This window comes from Mesorhizobium loti, assembly GCA_014189435.1.
GTDB lineage: Bacteria > Pseudomonadota > Alphaproteobacteria > Rhizobiales > Rhizobiaceae > Mesorhizobium > Mesorhizobium loti_G.
The window spans coordinates 3,892,268-3,908,507 of the sequence record CP050293.1; the positions used below are offsets into that span (position 1 = coordinate 3,892,268).

The 16,240-nt window shown below is 61.8% G+C and carries 14 protein-coding genes; 4 read left to right on the forward strand and 10 right to left on the reverse strand.

Features of this window, described 5'->3' with window-relative positions; genetic code table 11:
• The first annotated feature begins 3 nt into the window (after positions 1-3).
• Positions 4-2,892 carry an EAL domain-containing protein gene (locus tag HB777_19090; protein ID QND65805.1) on the forward strand — a complete coding sequence of 963 codons (2,889 nt, stop codon included), beginning with the start codon at positions 4-6 and terminating at the stop codon, positions 2,890-2,892.
• A 4-nt stretch (positions 2,893-2,896) separates the two neighbouring features.
• Here the strand turns inward: HB777_19090 and HB777_19095 are convergent, their stop codons facing one another.
• Positions 2,897-3,505 (reverse strand): YqgE/AlgH family protein, encoded by a 609-nt coding sequence (locus HB777_19095; protein ID QND65806.1) that lies wholly within the window; start codon positions 3,503-3,505, stop codon positions 2,897-2,899.
• Between the two features lie 171 nt (positions 3,506-3,676).
• On the opposite strand from HB777_19095, the gene HB777_19100 reads away from it, so the two are divergent.
• From HB777_19100 to HB777_19110, 3 genes are all read left to right on the forward strand, one after another.
• The gene (locus HB777_19100; GenBank protein QND65807.1) at positions 3,677-4,483 is read left to right on the forward strand and encodes a hypothetical protein; all 807 of its coding nucleotides are present in this window, start codon (positions 3,677-3,679) and stop codon (positions 4,481-4,483) included.
• Positions 4,484-4,567: 84 nt separating this feature from the next.
• Positions 4,568-5,050, forward strand: coding sequence for a peroxiredoxin (locus HB777_19105; protein ID QND65808.1), 483 nt, complete (start codon positions 4,568-4,570; stop codon positions 5,048-5,050).
• Between the two features lie 94 nt (positions 5,051-5,144).
• On the forward strand, positions 5,145-5,621 hold the full coding sequence (locus HB777_19110; protein QND65809.1) for a DUF2938 domain-containing protein: 477 nt from the start codon (positions 5,145-5,147) through the stop codon (positions 5,619-5,621).
• A gap of 108 nt (positions 5,622-5,729) precedes the next feature.
• On the opposite strand, the gene HB777_19115 is transcribed toward HB777_19110, so the two are convergent.
• The 9 genes from HB777_19115 to ispH all read right to left on the reverse strand — a co-directional run bounded on the left by HB777_19115 (position 5,730) and on the right by ispH (position 16,176).
• On the reverse strand, positions 5,730-6,455 hold the full coding sequence (locus HB777_19115; protein ID QND65810.1) for a hypothetical protein: 726 nt from the start codon (positions 6,453-6,455) through the stop codon (positions 5,730-5,732).
• A 30-nt stretch (positions 6,456-6,485) separates the two neighbouring features.
• A complete protein-coding gene (locus HB777_19120) occupies positions 6,486-7,685 on the reverse strand; it encodes a hypothetical protein (GenBank protein ID QND65811.1) in 1,200 nt (399 codons plus the stop codon).
• Between the two features lie 67 nt (positions 7,686-7,752).
• Complete coding sequence (locus HB777_19125) at positions 7,753-8,478, reverse strand: TfuA domain-containing protein (GenBank protein ID QND65812.1); 726 nt, start codon at positions 8,476-8,478, stop codon at positions 7,753-7,755.
• A gap of 4 nt (positions 8,479-8,482) precedes the next feature.
• Positions 8,483-9,631, reverse strand: a complete 1,149-nt coding sequence (locus tag HB777_19130) for a YcaO-like family protein (GenBank protein QND65813.1) — start codon at positions 9,629-9,631, stop codon at positions 8,483-8,485.
• Complete coding sequence (locus HB777_19135) at positions 9,631-12,735, reverse strand: AAA family ATPase (GenBank protein QND65814.1); 3,105 nt, start codon at positions 12,733-12,735, stop codon at positions 9,631-9,633. The genes HB777_19130 and HB777_19135 overlap by 1 nt, the downstream gene beginning before the upstream one ends.
• Before the next feature lie 295 nt (positions 12,736-13,030).
• Entirely contained in the window at positions 13,031-13,615 is a 585-nt protein-coding gene (locus HB777_19140; GenBank protein QND65815.1) for a histidine phosphatase family protein, read from the reverse strand.
• Positions 13,616-13,655: 40 nt separating this feature from the next.
• Positions 13,656-14,186 (reverse strand): ribonuclease HI, encoded by a 531-nt coding sequence (gene rnhA, locus HB777_19145; protein QND65816.1) that lies wholly within the window; start codon positions 14,184-14,186, stop codon positions 13,656-13,658.
• An 11-nt stretch (positions 14,187-14,197) separates the two neighbouring features.
• Positions 14,198-15,160 (reverse strand): homoserine kinase, encoded by a 963-nt coding sequence (locus HB777_19150; GenBank protein QND65817.1) that lies wholly within the window; start codon positions 15,158-15,160, stop codon positions 14,198-14,200.
• Between the two features lie 5 nt (positions 15,161-15,165).
• On the reverse strand, positions 15,166-16,176 hold the full coding sequence (ispH, locus tag HB777_19155) for a 4-hydroxy-3-methylbut-2-enyl diphosphate reductase (GenBank protein ID QND65818.1): 1,011 nt from the start codon (positions 16,174-16,176) through the stop codon (positions 15,166-15,168).
• Between the last annotated feature and the right edge of the window lie 64 nt (positions 16,177-16,240).

Consider the following 16,240-nt stretch of genomic DNA (forward strand, 5'->3'; position numbering starts at 1 on the left):
TTTTTGACGAAATTCCTGCGCAACGGGCCGCTGTTCGCCTTTGTCCTCGCGACAATCCTGACGCTGTGCGCGGCATCGTCGGCTTTCGCCGTCGAACCGATCAAGATTGCCCGCGACGACGTCGCTCTCGACCTTTCAGGCGCCGTCGAAATCTACCGGAACCAGGGCGAGAATTTCCAGGTGTCGACCGCGCCCGGACCGGACGGCATCGTGCGGCGCATCGAGGTCGAGGCCAACGATGCGCGCTCGACCGGCGACTGGGCAGTGTTCGCGCTCGCCAACACCACGGACCAGCAGCTCGACAGGCTGATCGTCGCACCGCATTTCCGCCTGGTGAATTCCGGCATCTTCTGGCCGGATCTCGGCTCGACCCGCATCGCCGCCATCACGCCCAGCGAGGGCTTCGCGCTCGACCGCCAGACCAGCCCGGACGCCGACGTGTTCCGGGTGACGCTGAACCCCGGCACGGTGATCACCTTCATCGCCGAACTGGCCTCGCCGAAGCTGCCGCAGGTCTACCTCTGGGATCCGGAATCCTACAAGGACTCGGTCAATTCCTACACGCTGTTTCGCGGCATCGTCATCGGCATTGCCGGCCTTCTGGCGCTGTTCCTGACCATCCTTTTCGTGGTCAAGGGAACCTCGATGTTCCCGGCGACGGCGGCACTTGCCTGGGCGGTGCTGGCCTATATCTGCGTCGATTTCGGCTTCCTCAACAAAATCATCGAGATATCGCCCGGCAATGAGCAGATGTGGCGAGCGGGAACGGAGGTGGCGCTGGCTGGAACCTTCGTGGTGTTCCTGTTCGCCTATCTCAACCTGAACCGATGGCACGGCCATTTCAGCTACGGTGCGCTGGTCTGGATCCTCGGACTGGTGCTGATCGCCGGCGTCGCCATCGTCGATCCGGCGGTCGCCGCCGGCATCGCCCGCATCTCGTTTGCCGCCACCGCGCTCACCGGGCTCGGCCTGATCATCTTCCTCGGGATTCGTGGTTATGACCGTGCGATCATGCTGGTGCCGAGTTGGGTCATGGTGCTGTTGTGGCTGTGCGGATCGTGGATGGCGATCACCGGCATGCTCGACAACGATATCGCCCAGCCGGCCCTGGGCGGCGGGTTGATCCTGATCATCCTGCTGATCGGCTTCACCGTCATGCAGCATGCCTTTGCCGGCGGCGCGCTGCACCAGGGCCTGTTCTCCGACCTCGAGCGGCAGGCGCTGGCGGTGGCCGGATCGGGCGACACGGTGTGGGACTGGGACGTGCTGCGCGACCGCGTCGTCACCAAGCCCGATGTCAGCATCCAGCTCGGGCTTGCGCCGAACAGCCTGGGCGGTGCGGCGCGCAACTGGCTCCCGGTGCTGCATGCCGACGACCGCGACACCTTCCGCACGACACTCGACGTCGTGCTCGAACACCGGCGCGGCCGGGTATCGCAGAATTTTCGCCTGCGCGGCGCCGACGGGCACTATCACTGGTTCAACTTGCGCGCGCGACCGGTCATCGGATCGGACGGCGAGGTCATCCGCTGCGTCGGCACCATGGTCGACGTCACCGAGCAGAAGAAGTCCGAGGAAAGGCTGCTGCACGACGCCGTTCACGACAATCTGACCGGCCTGCCGAACCGCGAACTGTTGATGAACCGGCTGGAAGCGATCATCTCGATCGCCCGCACCGAAGAGAAGGTGCGCCCAACCGTCTTCGTCATCGACATCGACCGTTTCAAGCAGGTCAATGACGGGCTCGGCATCTCGGCCGGCGACACCATCCTTTTGACCATCGCACGGCGCCTGCACCGGCTGCTCAAGCCGAAGGATTCGCTGTCACGCTTTGCCGGCGACCAGTTCGCACTGATGCTGCTGTCCGAACAGGACCCGGCCCGCATCGCTGCGGTCGCTGATGCCATCAAGCATGCCATCAACAACCCGATCACCTTCGCCAAGCGCGAGATCGTGCTGACCGCGTCGATCGGCTTGATCACCTGGAACTCGCCGCAGATGTCGGCCGAGGACATGGTCAAGGATGCCGAGCTTGCCATGCATCAGGCCAAACGCTTCGGCGGCGACAGGATCGAGCCGTTCCGTCCGGCTTTCCGCACCGTCGGCACAGATCGGCTGCAGTTCGAATCCGACCTGCGCCGCGCCATCGAACGGCGCGAATTCACGCTTGCCTACCAGCCGATCGTGCGGCTCGAGGACGGCAGCGTCGCCGGCTTCGAAGCGTTGCTGCGCTGGGACCATCCGCGCCGCGGCATGATCCCGCCGGCGGATTTCATCCCGGTCGCCGAAAGCTGCGGGCTGATCGTGCAGCTCGGCTTGTTTGCCATGCAGCAGGCGGCGGAAGACCTGGCCAGCTGGCAAAAGCAGATCGGCGATGCGCCGCTGTCGGTCTCGGTCAATTTGTCCAGCCGCCAGCTCATCCGCCGCGATCTGGTCAGCGATGTCCGCTCCGTCATTGCGCGCGCTAACCTCAAGCCGCGCTGCTTCCGGCTCGAGCTCACTGAATCGCTTGTCATGGACAATCCCGAGCAGACCGCCCATGTGCTGACCAAGCTGAAGCAGCTCGGCATCGGCCTGTCGCTGGACGATTTCGGCACCGGCTATTCGTCATTGGCCTATCTGACGCGCTTCCCCTTCGACACCATCAAGATCGACAAGAGCTTCGTCGACGACAACACGCCCAAGCGCGCGGTGCTGCTCAAATCGATGGTCAACATGGCGCATGAGCTCGGCCTGTCGGTCGTCGCCGAGGGCATTTCGGACGAAAGCGATGCGCTTGAATTGCGCCAGATGGGCTGTGAATATGTCCAGAGCTTCATGTTCGGCGCACCAATGCCGGGCGACCAGGTGCTGAAGACGCTGAAAGAGCAGTATCCGCTGACGCAGGCTTAGCGGCTCAGGCGTGTCCGGCCGCGAGGCTGAGATGTGCGAGGTCGATGCCGATCGAGGCGAGGATCCGGTCGTATTTGCGTTCGATGTCGGTGTCGAACAGAAGCTCGGCATTGGCCGGACAGGTCAGCCAGCCATTCTCGGCGATCTCGGTCTCCAACTGGCCGGCGCCCCAGCCGGAATAGCCGAGCGCCATCAGCGCGTGACGCGGTCCGCGGCCGGACGATATGGCGCGCAAGATGTCGACGGTCGCGGTCAGGCAGATGTCGTCCGAAACGGTCAGCGACGATTCCACCCGGTAGTCGCCCGAATGCAGGACAAAGCCCCGGCTGCGATCCACGGGCCCGCCATTGCGCACGACGAAATCGCGCGCCTGCGCCGGCAAGCGGATCGCCTCCTGTTCGTTCATGATGCCCAATTGCACGAGCAGGTCCGGAAACAGCATCTGCTGTGTCTGGTTGATGATCAGGCCCATGGCGCCCTCATCCGAGTGCGCGCAGACATAGATGACGGAGCGCGTGAAACGGTCGTCCTTCATGCCGGGCATGGCAATCAGGAACTGATCGTCGAGAAAGCCGCGGCTGGCGACCGTCTTCTTGTGGCGCAACAAGTCCATGAAAGGGAGCGTAACGCGTTTCCAAAGCGCCGAAAAGATGCGCCGTGCGGGATTCGACCAAAGCCTATGCCGCCGGCTCGACCATTCTTATCCCTCGAGGTCACGCAAATATGATACCGGCAAGGCCATGAAATCATTGCGCGGCCACGAACGGACGATCAAATCACCGCCATGCAAAGCTTGAAAATCCTGCTGCTCGGCGCCGCCATCGGATCGGCAACCGCTCTTCCCGCCGCCGCCTCCTCGTCGGCATGGTACAACAGCGAGGGCGGCAAGGTCCGGCTGGTGACATCAGGCAAAGCCGATGATGCCGGCCGCATCCAGGGCGTCCTCGACATAGCGCTGAAGCCCGGCTGGAAGACCTACTGGCGCGATCCGGGCGACGCCGGTGTGCCGCCGCAGCTCGACATTTCAGCCAGCACCAACATAACCGACGCCGCTCTGGCGTTTCCTGCCCCGCAGCGCCATGACGACGGCTATGGCAAATGGGCAGGCTACAACTATCCGGTTTCGCTGCCGGTGACATTCACGCTGGGGACGCCGAACCAGCCGGCGGTCATCGATGCCGACATCTTTCTCGGTATTTGCGAAACGATCTGCATTCCGGTGCAGACGCGGTTGACCGTCGACCCCGCCTCCGATCCGGACAATGCCGAGGACGCGGCGCTGGTGAAGGCGAGCTTCACGGCACTGCCAGCGCCCGCGAGATCCGATTTCGGCATCAATGTCCTGCCGGGCGACCATGAGACGCTAATTGTCGAGGCGAGTTTTCCCGGCGATCCGGAGGCAGCGGATTTCTTCGTTGCCGGCGAGCGGGACTACATGTTCGGCACCCCTGCCCGCAGCGAGAAGGACGGCAAGCTGATCTTCACCGTGCCGATCCTCGATCGCCCATCGACGACGCCGACGGATGGCGGGCTTCACTATACGCTGACGAGTTCGGCTGGCGCGGTCGAAGGGGTTCTGCCTTTCCCTTGATCCAGCCCATCCGAACGGTTGCAGGAAGCCGTTGAGTTCGCTACGCAAAGACAAGTCCTTCCCCATTTCCCAAGCGAGGAATTCATGACCATTTCCGTTGGCGACAAGCTGCCTGACGTGACCTTCAAGACGATGACCGCCGATGGCGCCAAGCCGATCACCGGGGCCGAAATCTTCTCTGGAAAGAAGGTCGTGCTGTTTGGGGTTCCCGGCGCCTTCACACCCACCTGCAGCAACAACCATTTGCCCGGCTATCTCGAGAACCATGACGCCATCCTGGCGCGCGGCGTCGACACCATCGCTGTCGTTTCGGTCAATGACGCCCACGTCATGGGCGCCTGGGCGCACTTCACCGGCGGCGAGGGCAAGATCCTGTTCCTTGCCGACGGCAGTGGCGATTTCGCCAAGGCGGTGGGCCTCGACAATGACCTTTCCGCCGGCGGCATGGGGCTGCGTTCGAAGCGGTTTTCGATGATCGTCGACGACGGCAAGGTCACCGCTCTCAATGTCGAGACCAAGCCCGGCGTCGACGAGTCCGGCGCGGCTCATATTCTGGGACAGCTCTGACCCTCAGCGGCGGCGTCGGGCGTGGGACCGCAATGGTTGCCCCGCCCGATGATCGCGCTGTGTTCCAGTGCTCGCTTTTGGGGGGACCCTAGAGATGTTTGACATCTTCTGGCGCGCTATCGCGATCGGCATCGGCGCCACCGTGCTGATGGATTTCTGGGCCGTCTTCCTGCACAAGGCGTTCGGCCAGCCACGGCCGAACTGGGGGCCGGTCGGTCGCTGGGTCTGGCATCTCGGCGACAAGGTCTTCCACGACGATATCGGCGACGCAGCGCCTTACGCGCATGAAAAGGCGCTGGGTTGGGCCTTTCATTATTTTGTCGGCATCGTCTACGGCATCATCCTGGTCGTGCTGGCCGGAGCGGGCTGGCTTGCCGCGCCGACATTCCTGCCGGCCTTCATCCTCGGCATCGTCACCGTCGGCGCCGGCTGGTTCCTGCTGGCGCCCGGCATGGGCGCCGGCTGGGCTGCCTCGAAGCGCCCCAACCCGATGCAGATCCGTGCCCTCAACCTGGTATCCCACACGGTGTTCGCGCTCGGGCTGTACGGCACGGCGCTGCTGATCCGCTAGACTAGATGCCCCCAGACGGGCCGTCTGCCTGGCCTATCCGCCAACAACGGCAAGCCGGGCTGGGGCTGGTCGGTGACAACCCGCGATAGGTCATGCGCGCACTCGCGTCTATGAGTCGCCAAGTCTTCCCCCGCGATGCCCCATCATCATCCGGGAAGCATACATCGTGGGTGAGCGCTTACCCGGCAGATTGGCATCGAGAACGATCTGTTCGACGAACCCCTGGCTCATTTCGAATTCCACGCACTCATCAAGCTTGTCGACAATCCATAGAAGATAATTGTCCGCCGACCCTGGATTCGAACGGTCAACTTTCTTGTCATACCCGCAATCGTCGACAGGTATCGGTTGTGGCGCGGAAGGTATAAGCATAATTTTCGGCTTTGGAAGATCGTAACAATGGCCTTCATATGAATAACCAACTATTATTCCGCACGAAAGAGCCGCTTCCTGCTTCACCATTTCATTAAGTGAAATTACGCTTGATATTACAATCAGCCCAAACTTTCGTATATCCAAAGATATTTGCGTCGCATATCCAATACCTTCTGGAAATCTACTAGAGCTCTTGGCTAGTGAATTCGCTATCTGGCCACGTGTAAGCTTTCCATTTTGGCTAACCTTTTCCATTTGCTTTTTAATTTTTTCATTATTACTAGTATCATTAGTCCTAGATTTTACGGAAATATCGAATTCCTCTCCAGAAATACTTTTTTCCTCTCCGGGAAACAATAATTCGCCTCCGTTTGGGGAAATACCGTAGAGTCTGACCTGGGTTGCGTTGTACGCGCTCTGTGGGAAGGTCAGTGTCGGTCGGTGAAAATCGTCGCTCATGTTGTTACTCCCTCCGTTGCAATCACCAGTTCATAAAATTTCCCGCCATCTGAAGTTCTCTTCGAAGCCTGCCGCTAGCGCCGGGCCGATGCGGTCGGACACTTCGATGATGGTGGAGGCTGCGACCGCGAATGTGAGATGATCGGCATCGAGGCGCGTCCACGCGCGCGCGAGCGCCAGCGCGACATCGTCGCGCGCCTTGATTAGCTCGGTCTTGAAAAGGAACGGACGGGCTCGGAATGCATCGCCCGTGAAGTTAGAAATGCGCCGCATGTCGGCTTCGCTAACCTGCCTGATGTCGAAACCAAGCAGGCGCTCGTCGGCCAGGCCCTGTCGCACCAGGCCGGCGTGATAGAGATCGACCAGGGTATCGAACACTGCTCCCGTGAATGGGCGAGACCTGTCATGAATCTCTTCGGTCACTTCCGACATCTTGCGCGAGTTGCTGGCGATGCGGATCTGGCTGTCGCCCGTCAGCTCGGCGATGCGGTTGAGCTCGTTGAGGACAAGCAGGTTTGCCTGGCTGTGCCGTAACAATCGATCCATCCCGCTGTCGAAATGCAGGAACGAAAGCAGCGAAATCAGATCGGCGTTGGCTTCGTGGAACGGCCCAAAGTCGCTGTCCTGCAGGCCTTCCGTGGGCACTCCGAAGAGAGAAAAGAGTATGGCGTGACCCATTTCATGCGCGATCACGTCGAAGTTCAGGGCGTACGGATGGCCGCGCCCGTCGGCTCCACGCTCGCGGCCAAGCTCCAGATATCCAAACCCCGATTGTGCATTCTCCCAGTCAACCCAGGGAATGATCTCAAGCCGCTCGTATGTTTCGGCGAAGTACCAGACAATCGGCTTGCCTAGATAGCTTTCCCAGATGTCCAGCACCCGGCTCGCAGCCGCGAACGCATGCGCCGCCAGGAACTGGCGCGACTGAGGAGAGAGGTTGTCGAAATGACCATCAAAGCCGGGTTCGGCTGGTGGGAAACAGGCGCCAACGAAAGGCGGCAGGTAGGGATACTCGTACGGCTGCTTGTCCAGCACGGGATCACGCACGTATATGCGATGATCTTCCGGGCCCGGATGGATCAAACCGGGCGATGTTGAAATCCAGACCGCCTCGGGTTTTTCGTACCCGGAAAGGTGAGGCGCTTGTGGGTATAACAGGAAGCGTGTTCCGACCGACACCGCCGCCCGACCGGCGACATCGAGCGCGTCCAATTGCCCGGCCCCTCTCATAGTCCGCGACACTAGCACGAAGCTTGTACTTCGTAAATTGCACCAAGTATCACCAGCAACGCTGTCGTCAGATTGCCAAGCCGGCGTCCTCCAAATCTTGAAGAAACGCGATCGTCATTTTGAAATTCGTCAATTCCGCCGGCACCAAAGCATTTTCGCGCATAAGCTGCAGAGCTGACAGTGCGTCGCGTTTCTTTTGCTGAACGAAAGCTCCCGCGAGGATTTGCCGGCAGACTTCGATATCATGGTCACCGGCTTCCGGTGATGCCTCGCGGACCATTCGCGACAGCGTACGTTCCCGAAAATTGAGGTTCCGGGCCGCATTCTCAAGCTTTCCTGACAAGTCGGCGGAGATCAGGTTCCGCCTCCAGGCGGCGCGGACTGTCATTCGCAAATCAACCAAAGCGTGGGTCAGTGGCGAAAAATTCACCACCTTCGGACCATACAGCACTGCCACTGCGTCATCAGGCAGGAAAGCAAAGCGGCGGTACCATCGGTAGATAAGGCCAACGCCGTGCATGTATGGGTAAAGCTCGGCGGCTCGCAGGGCTCCCATGCTTCCAGCACCAATCACCGGGATGGCCTGGCTGACCGCCCACAGTATCTCCTTGTGCCTCACTGCCGGCTCAGCTTGGAAGGCGCCGTCGATAATGATGATGGCAGCCGGGTCGTAGCGCTGCACGGCGGCTATGATCGATCCCTGCACGGCGGGCGCCAGGCAGATCACGTCGGCCACCTGCAGTGCCTCCGCATGCGATAGCGTGGGTCCGGCGAAAAGAAGCCAGGGCCGCATCCGGTCACTCCACCAGCGGGTACAATTGGGGGATAATTATCCTGACGGCCGACAGCCGGTTCCAAGGGCTGGTGTTAAGGCGGACTAGGTACACAGCGCAAATTCCGCTTTCCTCCAGCCTGGTGAGAAGGCTGCGCAACAAGGTCTCGCCGCCCGCCGCTCGATAGGCAGGCTGGCTGGCGAAACTCACATCCTTGCGGCCGCCGGTGATCAGCTGCCGGTGTGCCGCGATAAGCTGCCAGTCCGGATATTTCGGATAAGACGCCCGGGTAATGTCATCGCGCGCACCCGATATCGCCGCAAGCCTTGCCTGCGCCGCCTCATGGATCGCTTGGACGACAGCTGCCGCCGGATCGAATGCAGCGGCCGAACCATCGGCTGGCAGATTGAGCAGTGCCGTTTCGCGAGGATTGCTTTCCATCAGATGGCACCAGATCACTGGCAGGCCGACAGGCGACGGCGCGAGCCAAAGGCCGACGACCATGTCTTTTCGTGCAAGTTCATCCAACAGCGTCAGGACCCTTGCGTCATCGATGGTCGCCGGATCGATTCGCTCATGTTGCAGAAAGCCATGCGTCTTGAGAGCGCGGGCGATCGCATCCCGTTCGACGCATTCCAGTATGCCGTGCGTGACGGCGTCTGTTTCATCAAGCGCGGCCGCCAGTCCGGTTGTCGTTGGCGTGAAAATTCCGTCACAGGGGCTGGGCGGTACGAGATAGGCCGTGTGCACCAATTCCAGCGGAACGAACTCGCAGCTGCCGCTTAGCAGGTTCTCCGCTGAGACCCAGGCCGTTTCCCTGTCTCGCCAATCAGCAAGTGCAGGCTCTCGCAGCCAAGTTTCATATCGCCCGGAGGGTATCTCGAGCGACTTGGCCGAACCGTGGACGACGTCAAAATATTCGATGCGCTCGGCGAAAAACCCTTCAGCGGATTCCAAAATGGCCGATATCGCGGCGCGAGCCAGGCTGGCGCCCTTTCCCTGCGCAACTGCGTTTGAAAACGAGAACGGCCTCGTTGCCTGCACGACCGGGATGCCAACGCGGTCCAAGCCGGTAATATCCGCGATACGGGTGATGCCCAACGCTTGTCGCATCGACATCAGATACGCCAGCGCCTCGTCTGCAGGAGGACCAATGCGCTCATACTGTTCCACTATCGGCTGGCCCGCAGTTCCGGTTCGGGGTTCACGATCAGCGGTTCGCCGGGCTCGGCCGACTTCCTTGCCGTTTCGACACGATCGCTGTAGCGACGGAGCAGTTCGGGCGAGACATTCGATGATCTGAGCGTCTCATAGGTTCCGATCAGGATGGGTACGGCGTTTTGCTCGGCTGCAGTGGTGAGGCTCCTCTCAAAGGCGGCGGCCGCCTGGCTGGCTTCCGCCTTGACGAGGACGAGAAGTTGCGCGATTCGCCGGTGCAGTTCCGCCAGCCAGTAGCGACTGCCGCCCGCCTCGGCCTCGGCTACAGCTGAATGAAGCAGCGCGAGCGCCTGGTCGGTCTCACCTGAGCGCGCGAGAAGTTCAGCCAACATGCCGCAATAGACGGGCTCGTCCTCCGGCGTCTGCACCTTTCCATGCAGGCCGAGGCCCTCGCGCATCTTGTCCTTGCCTTGCTCGAGATGGCCAGCGTTGCCATCGCACCAGCCCTCGAAGATTTGCGCCGAGACGGCGAGCGAAGGCAGGTGATAACGCGCGGTCAGCTGTCGTAGATCCGCAATCACGTGACGCAGCGCTGCGAAGTCGCGGCGATAGCAACTGAGCATGGCGTCATTGATGCAGGCATGCGTAATGCTGCTGACATGGCCGGTCTGTTGCGCCCAGCGCCGGGCCTCGGACATGGACCGAAGAGCGCTTGTTGCACGCCCCGAGAACCACAGCGACAATGCACGATGCGCCAAGCCGCACACACGCGCGTCATGCCCCCCGAAACGGGTGGCATTCGCGTGCCCCTGGCCCACGTCATAGAGCGGCAATCCGGCATCAATCGCAGCTATGCATCCGCTATGGTCTCCGCGATTGAAATCGACTGCCCACAAGCAGTGCCTGGCCTGCAACTGGATCTCTGGGTCATTGACCTCCTTCAGGTCGCTGACGACGGCCTGCGCCCGCTCGCCATCGACGATCGAGCCAGTGAACCACCAACCCCAATAGATCGGGAACCATTTGGCGCGCTCCGCCATCGGCCGCCGCCGTGCGATCTTTACGCCGTCGTCATAGAGCTTGCGGGCGTGCTCGGAATTCGGCCCTTCGACGGCCGTCAGTATCGGCCCGAGCGCCACCATCGCCGAGAGCCGTAGCGCGTCCCGTCTGTCATGATCGGAAATCTGCTCGCAAAGTCCAATGGCGTGCTCGAGCAACTGCCTCGCCTCGGTCATGGCCGAACGGGACGAGCTTTCCATGCCGGCATTGACGAACTCGCCGATCGCCTCCTCCAGCAGGCCTCCTCGCTCGGCATGGTCGGCAAGTGCTGCCGTCGTCAGCCATCTGGCGAGGCTGCGGTTGCCGTTCACCGCCGCATAGAGACGCTGATGTAGAGTCTGCCGCCGCTTCCGCAGCGTTCCATTGTAGATCGTTTCCTGGATGAGTGCATGCCGGAACGCGTACAGCGAAACGCCTGCGTGCCTGGCGCGAACGAAGCCTGCCTCGCCCAGGGCATCGAGCGCCGCGGAGATTGTGCCCTGGTCAAATTCCGGCAAGAGCGCCGACAGCAAGTCCAGGCTGGACCTGCCGCCGGCGACGGCGGCCGCTCGCGCTACCTCGCGGGCGCGGCCGAGAGGCTCCAGCCGGGCATCCAGCACAGTTTCCAACACCGACGCGCGGCCGAGCGAAGCGCCTTGTGGCAGCTGCTCCGTGCGGTTGGCGATATCCTCCGCCATCCATTGGCAAACCTCTTCGATGAACAGTGGCACACCGCCGGTTACGCGCTCGACCAACTCTATCAGCTCAGGCTCAGGCGCGAGCGCTCGCTTGCCCTGAGGCCACATCGTCGCGATTGCCTGCAAGGTGTCGGCATGCTCGAGGGGAGCGAGCAGGACATGTTTGCTTTTTCCGTCCAACCAGTCGCCAAATCCAGGCCTCGTCGTCACGATCAAGAGCACAGGACAACTGGGAACCAGCTTTGCAAGCTCGCCGAGCAGCTGCTTCGACGTCAGGTCGATCCAGTGAATATCTTCAACGAATAAGACCAGCGGGCCACCGGCGCACATTGCTTGTAGCGCTCGGCGCGCGGCCCAGTCAGCCTTCTCCCGGATTACGTCCGGATCCATCTCCTGGAACCCGGAACTTGCACCTTCCGCACCCAGCAGAAAAGAAAAGATGTCGACGACTTCACCGTCGTGAACGTCATGCGCGGCGAACACCTCGGCCACAAGCGTCGAAGTCAATGCAGGCTCGCCGGCGTCGAAATTTCCCAGCATCGCCTGCCGTAGTGGATACAGCGTCGAGCGCGAGTCGCCTGGCATACATTGGAAGAGGAGCAACTTGTCGCGCTGAAAGCGCGTTCGCCGGCGCACCTCGTGCAGGATGCGCGACTTGCCAATGCCGGCTTCGCCCTCGATCAGGATGACCTGGCCCCGTCCCGAAACGGCTTCGGTCCAACATTGATGTATCAGGTTGGCCTCATCCGTACGGTCGATCAAGGGGCTGGCGAGGCGTCCGAACGCGAAGAAGCGGTCTACCTTCCGCTTGTGGCTCAGCGCCTGCCAGACCTGCTCGGGTTGCGCGAAACCTTTGATCAGGTGAGCGCCACAGAAGCTGAATACGTGTGAGCGGCGTGTCAGATTGCGCGTATCGTTGGAGACGAAGACGGTGTCTGACCGGGCGATTGCCTGCAGCCTGGCTGCCAGCGCAAATGCAGGACCGGTGACGGTGTCCTGCGCTGCGGCGGTGTCGCCCTTCAGGATCAGCGCCATTGAGGTCGCCACACCGACCCTTACATGCAGGTCGCTCCTCCCTTTCTCCGCCGCGAGGCGCTTGCACGCCTTGACGATCGCAAGCCCGGCGCTGATTGCCAGCGATGCCGAATCCTTCGCGCCCAGATCGACTGGGAACATTGCGACGCCGCCATCGCCGACCTCGACCCTCACGGTGCCGGAGCAGGATGCGATCGCTTCCTTGGCGGCCAGCTGAAACGCCAGGATCAGTTCCTCGAAATCCTCGATGCCAAGCAGTCCGAGCAACTCGGTGGAGCCGACGAGATCGTAGCACAGGGCGGTCAGGACACGCCGCTCGTGACGGGCTTCAGCGCCATCGTCGATCAAGCCCGCACCGACCGGAAGGCGCGAGCCAGTCCCGGCCCTCGGAACATCAACTCGGCTCCTATCCGACATGTCACCCTCGCTGACACGGCATACTATCAAAAGTACGACAGAGCACAAATTGCAGAGCGGCGATCGCCGAAACGTGCGACGGCTGCCCAGGACCTCTCGCCTGTGGGTTGGCGGGGGAGCCGGATCATGGGAGTGCAGACAACCATGCGCGTCGTCTTCACACTCGACGACATCCCCCTGTCTGGGAGATCGATGTCGCTGACGCGCATCTGGTCTGGTCTGAGCGTTACAGCTGCGCCGGCCCGTCGATCGGCCGCCATCCGTGGACGACACGGGCTGCGCCGATATCGTACGCGAAATAATTGCCGCCGCCGGCCGGCTGATCCGCTTGGCGGCTGATTTCCTTGCCACTGAGAGACAGCAAGAGCAGCGTTCCGACGCCTCCATGACCCACGAAAGCAATGTCGTCGGCGTCATTGCTGCGGAGCACGGCTTCGACTTCGCTCACGGTGCGATGCTGGGCATCGATGGCGCGCTCCCACCCGCGAACGCTCTCGTGTGGATTGGCGAAGAACTGGTCCGCGACAGCCTCGAACTCCGGCGGCGGCAGAAAGCCCGTTGCCGATCGATCGTTCTCATGCATCCGTTCCCTCACCTCGATGGCAAGACGCAGATGCGTTGCGAGGATCTCGGCGGTTTCCATCGCCTTGCGTTCAGCCGACGACACGATACGCCGGATCGACCCGACAAAGGGTTGATCGAGCATTGCGACCGCTCTCGCCCGTCCGATGTCGGACAGCCCCCATTCCGGCACGGGAATTTTGGCATCGACCCGAACCTGGGGATGCGTGACGTAGTAGAGGATCGGCACGATAGAAATTCCCTGCCTGAGATCCGTCCAGCGTCCGAAATCAATAGCTCTGGGTTGAGCGCCGCGCTTTCGCGATCGCCGGCTGTTTTGCCTGCGCAGCCGGCTTCGGCGCTGCTGCAGGCTTGAACGGGCCTTTCTTGAACGGTGCCATGCCTTCGCGCGCGAGTTCGTCGGCGCGCTCGTTTTCGGCATGGCCGGCATGGCCCTTGACCCAGTTCCAGGTGACCTTGTGGCGCTTGTTGGCTTCGTCGAGCGCCTGCCAGAGTTCACCGTTCTTCACAGGCTTCTTGTCGGCGGTCTTCCAGCCGTTCTTCTTCCAGCCGTGGATCCACTTGGAGATGCCATCCATGACATATTTGCTGTCGGTGTGAAGCTCGACCGTGCAAGGTTCCTTCAGCGCATTCAGCGCCGAGATGGCGGCGAGAAGCTCCATGCGGTTGTTGGTCGTCTCGGCCTCACCGCCGGAAAGCTCCTTGGTGGTACCGTTGAAGCGCAGGATCGCGCCCCAGCCGCCGGGGCCGGGATTGCCCGAACAGGCGCCGTCGGTGAAGATCTCAACCTGTTTGCTCATGATACCCCATATCAGGCCAATCCATATTCCGAAGGAGATCTGATCGCCCGGTGGAACCGCATCCTTCTGATGTACTCGGTCGGATCGCGTTTCATCACCAGCCCACCATTGGGAACAGTCAGCCAGTCGTACAGCCGGGTCAGCATGAAGCGCAGCGCCGAACCGCGCGCCAGCATCGGCAGCGCCGCCTTCTCCTGATCGCTCAGCGGACGCACGCTCTGATAGCCGGCTAGCAGCGCCTTGCCCTTGGTGAGGTTGAAGGAAAAATCCTTCTCGAAGCACCAGGCATTGAGGCAAGTGGCGACATCATAGGCGTAAAGGTCGTCGCAGGCGAAATAGAAGTCGATCAGACCGGAGAGCTTTTCACCGAGGAAGAAGACATTGTCGGGGAAAAGATCGGCATGGATGATGCCTTGCGGCAGGTCTTTCGGCCAGTTGCGCTCGAAATCGGCGAAATCGGCATCGACCTCGGCCGCGAGGCCCGGCTCTACCTCGTCGGCGCGGTCGCGCGCCGCGCTCCAGAGCTTGCGCCAGCCGTCGATGGCCAGTGCATTGGGGCGCGTCATCGAAAAATCGGCGCCAGCCAGATGCAATTCCGCCAACGCCTTGCCGACCTCGGCGCAATGCGTTGCTGTCGGCCGCCGCAGGGAAAGTCCCTCGAGGAAAGTGATGATGACTGCCGGCCGTCCGGCGAGCGTGCCGATGACGCTGCCGTCATGCGCGGTCACCGGCAACGGGCAGGAGACGCCCTTGTTGGCGAGATGGCCCATCAGGCCGAGAAAAAACGGCAGATCCGCCTTCTCGACCCGCTTTTCATAGAGCGTCAGGATGTAGGAGCCGCTTGAGGTGTGCAGCAGGAAGTTCGAGTTCTCGGTGCCTTCGGCGATGCCCTTGTAGGACAGGAGATCGCCGACCGGATAGTGCTTCAGGAATGCGCCGAGTTCGCCTTCCGCAACGTCGGTGTAGACCGCCATGTGCCTTACGCGGCTCCATTGACGAAGGCCATGTCGGCCCGCGTCAGTTCGACATCGCGCAGTACCCGCATGACCGGAAAATCCTCCGTTTCCGTGGCCGTGATGGCCAGGTCGATCGTGACATCGAAGCGTTGCCGGAACGCGTCGATGATCTCGTCGACGATGATTTCGGGCGCCGACGCGCCGGCCGACAGGCCGAGCGTCGAGATGTTGCCGATGTCATTCCACGGAATCTCGGCGGCGCGCTGCACGAGAAGCGACATCGAGGCGCCGGCACGCTCCGCCACTTCGACAAGGCGTCTCGAATTGGAGGAATTGGGCGCGCCGACGATCAGATAGAGATCGGCGCCTGGAGCGGTGTCCTTGACCGCTTCCTGGCGGTTCGTGGTGGCGTAGCAGATCGATTCCGCCGCCGGCGCCTGCAGGGCTGGAAAGCGATCCTGCAAGGCGCGGATGATGCCGGCGGTGTCCTCGACCGACAAAGTGGTCTGGGTGACGAAGCCGAGCGCCTGCGGATCGGCGGGCGCGAGCTTGGCGGCATCGGCTTCGGTCTCGATCAGCGTCACCGCTCCGTCCGGCAGCTGGCCCATGGTGCCGATCACCTCGGGATGTCCGGCGTGACCGATCAAGAGCACATGGCGGCCGAGCCGCTGATGGCGCATCGCCTGCTTGTGGACCTTCGACACCAGCGGGCAAGTGGCATCGAGATAGAAGAGATTGCGCGCCTGGGCATCCGCCGGCACCGATTTCGGCACGCCATGCGCCGAGAACACGACGGGCGACTGCCGATGTTCGGCCGGGATCTCGGAGAGTTCCTCGATGAAGACGGCGCCAAGGCTTTGCAGCCCCTCCACGACATAGCGGTTGTGCACGATCTCATGGCGGACATAGACCGGCGCGCCATATTTCTTCAGCGCCAGCACGACGATCTGGATGGCACGGTCGACACCAGCGCAAAAACCGCGCGGCTGGCAGAGCCGGATCGTCAAAGGAGGCTTGGTGGTTGTCTGGAGCATTAAATCCTGGCCGGTTCGTCAGCGCCGAAATGAGGTGCCTACCCCCGTCCTGTCAAGGGCGATG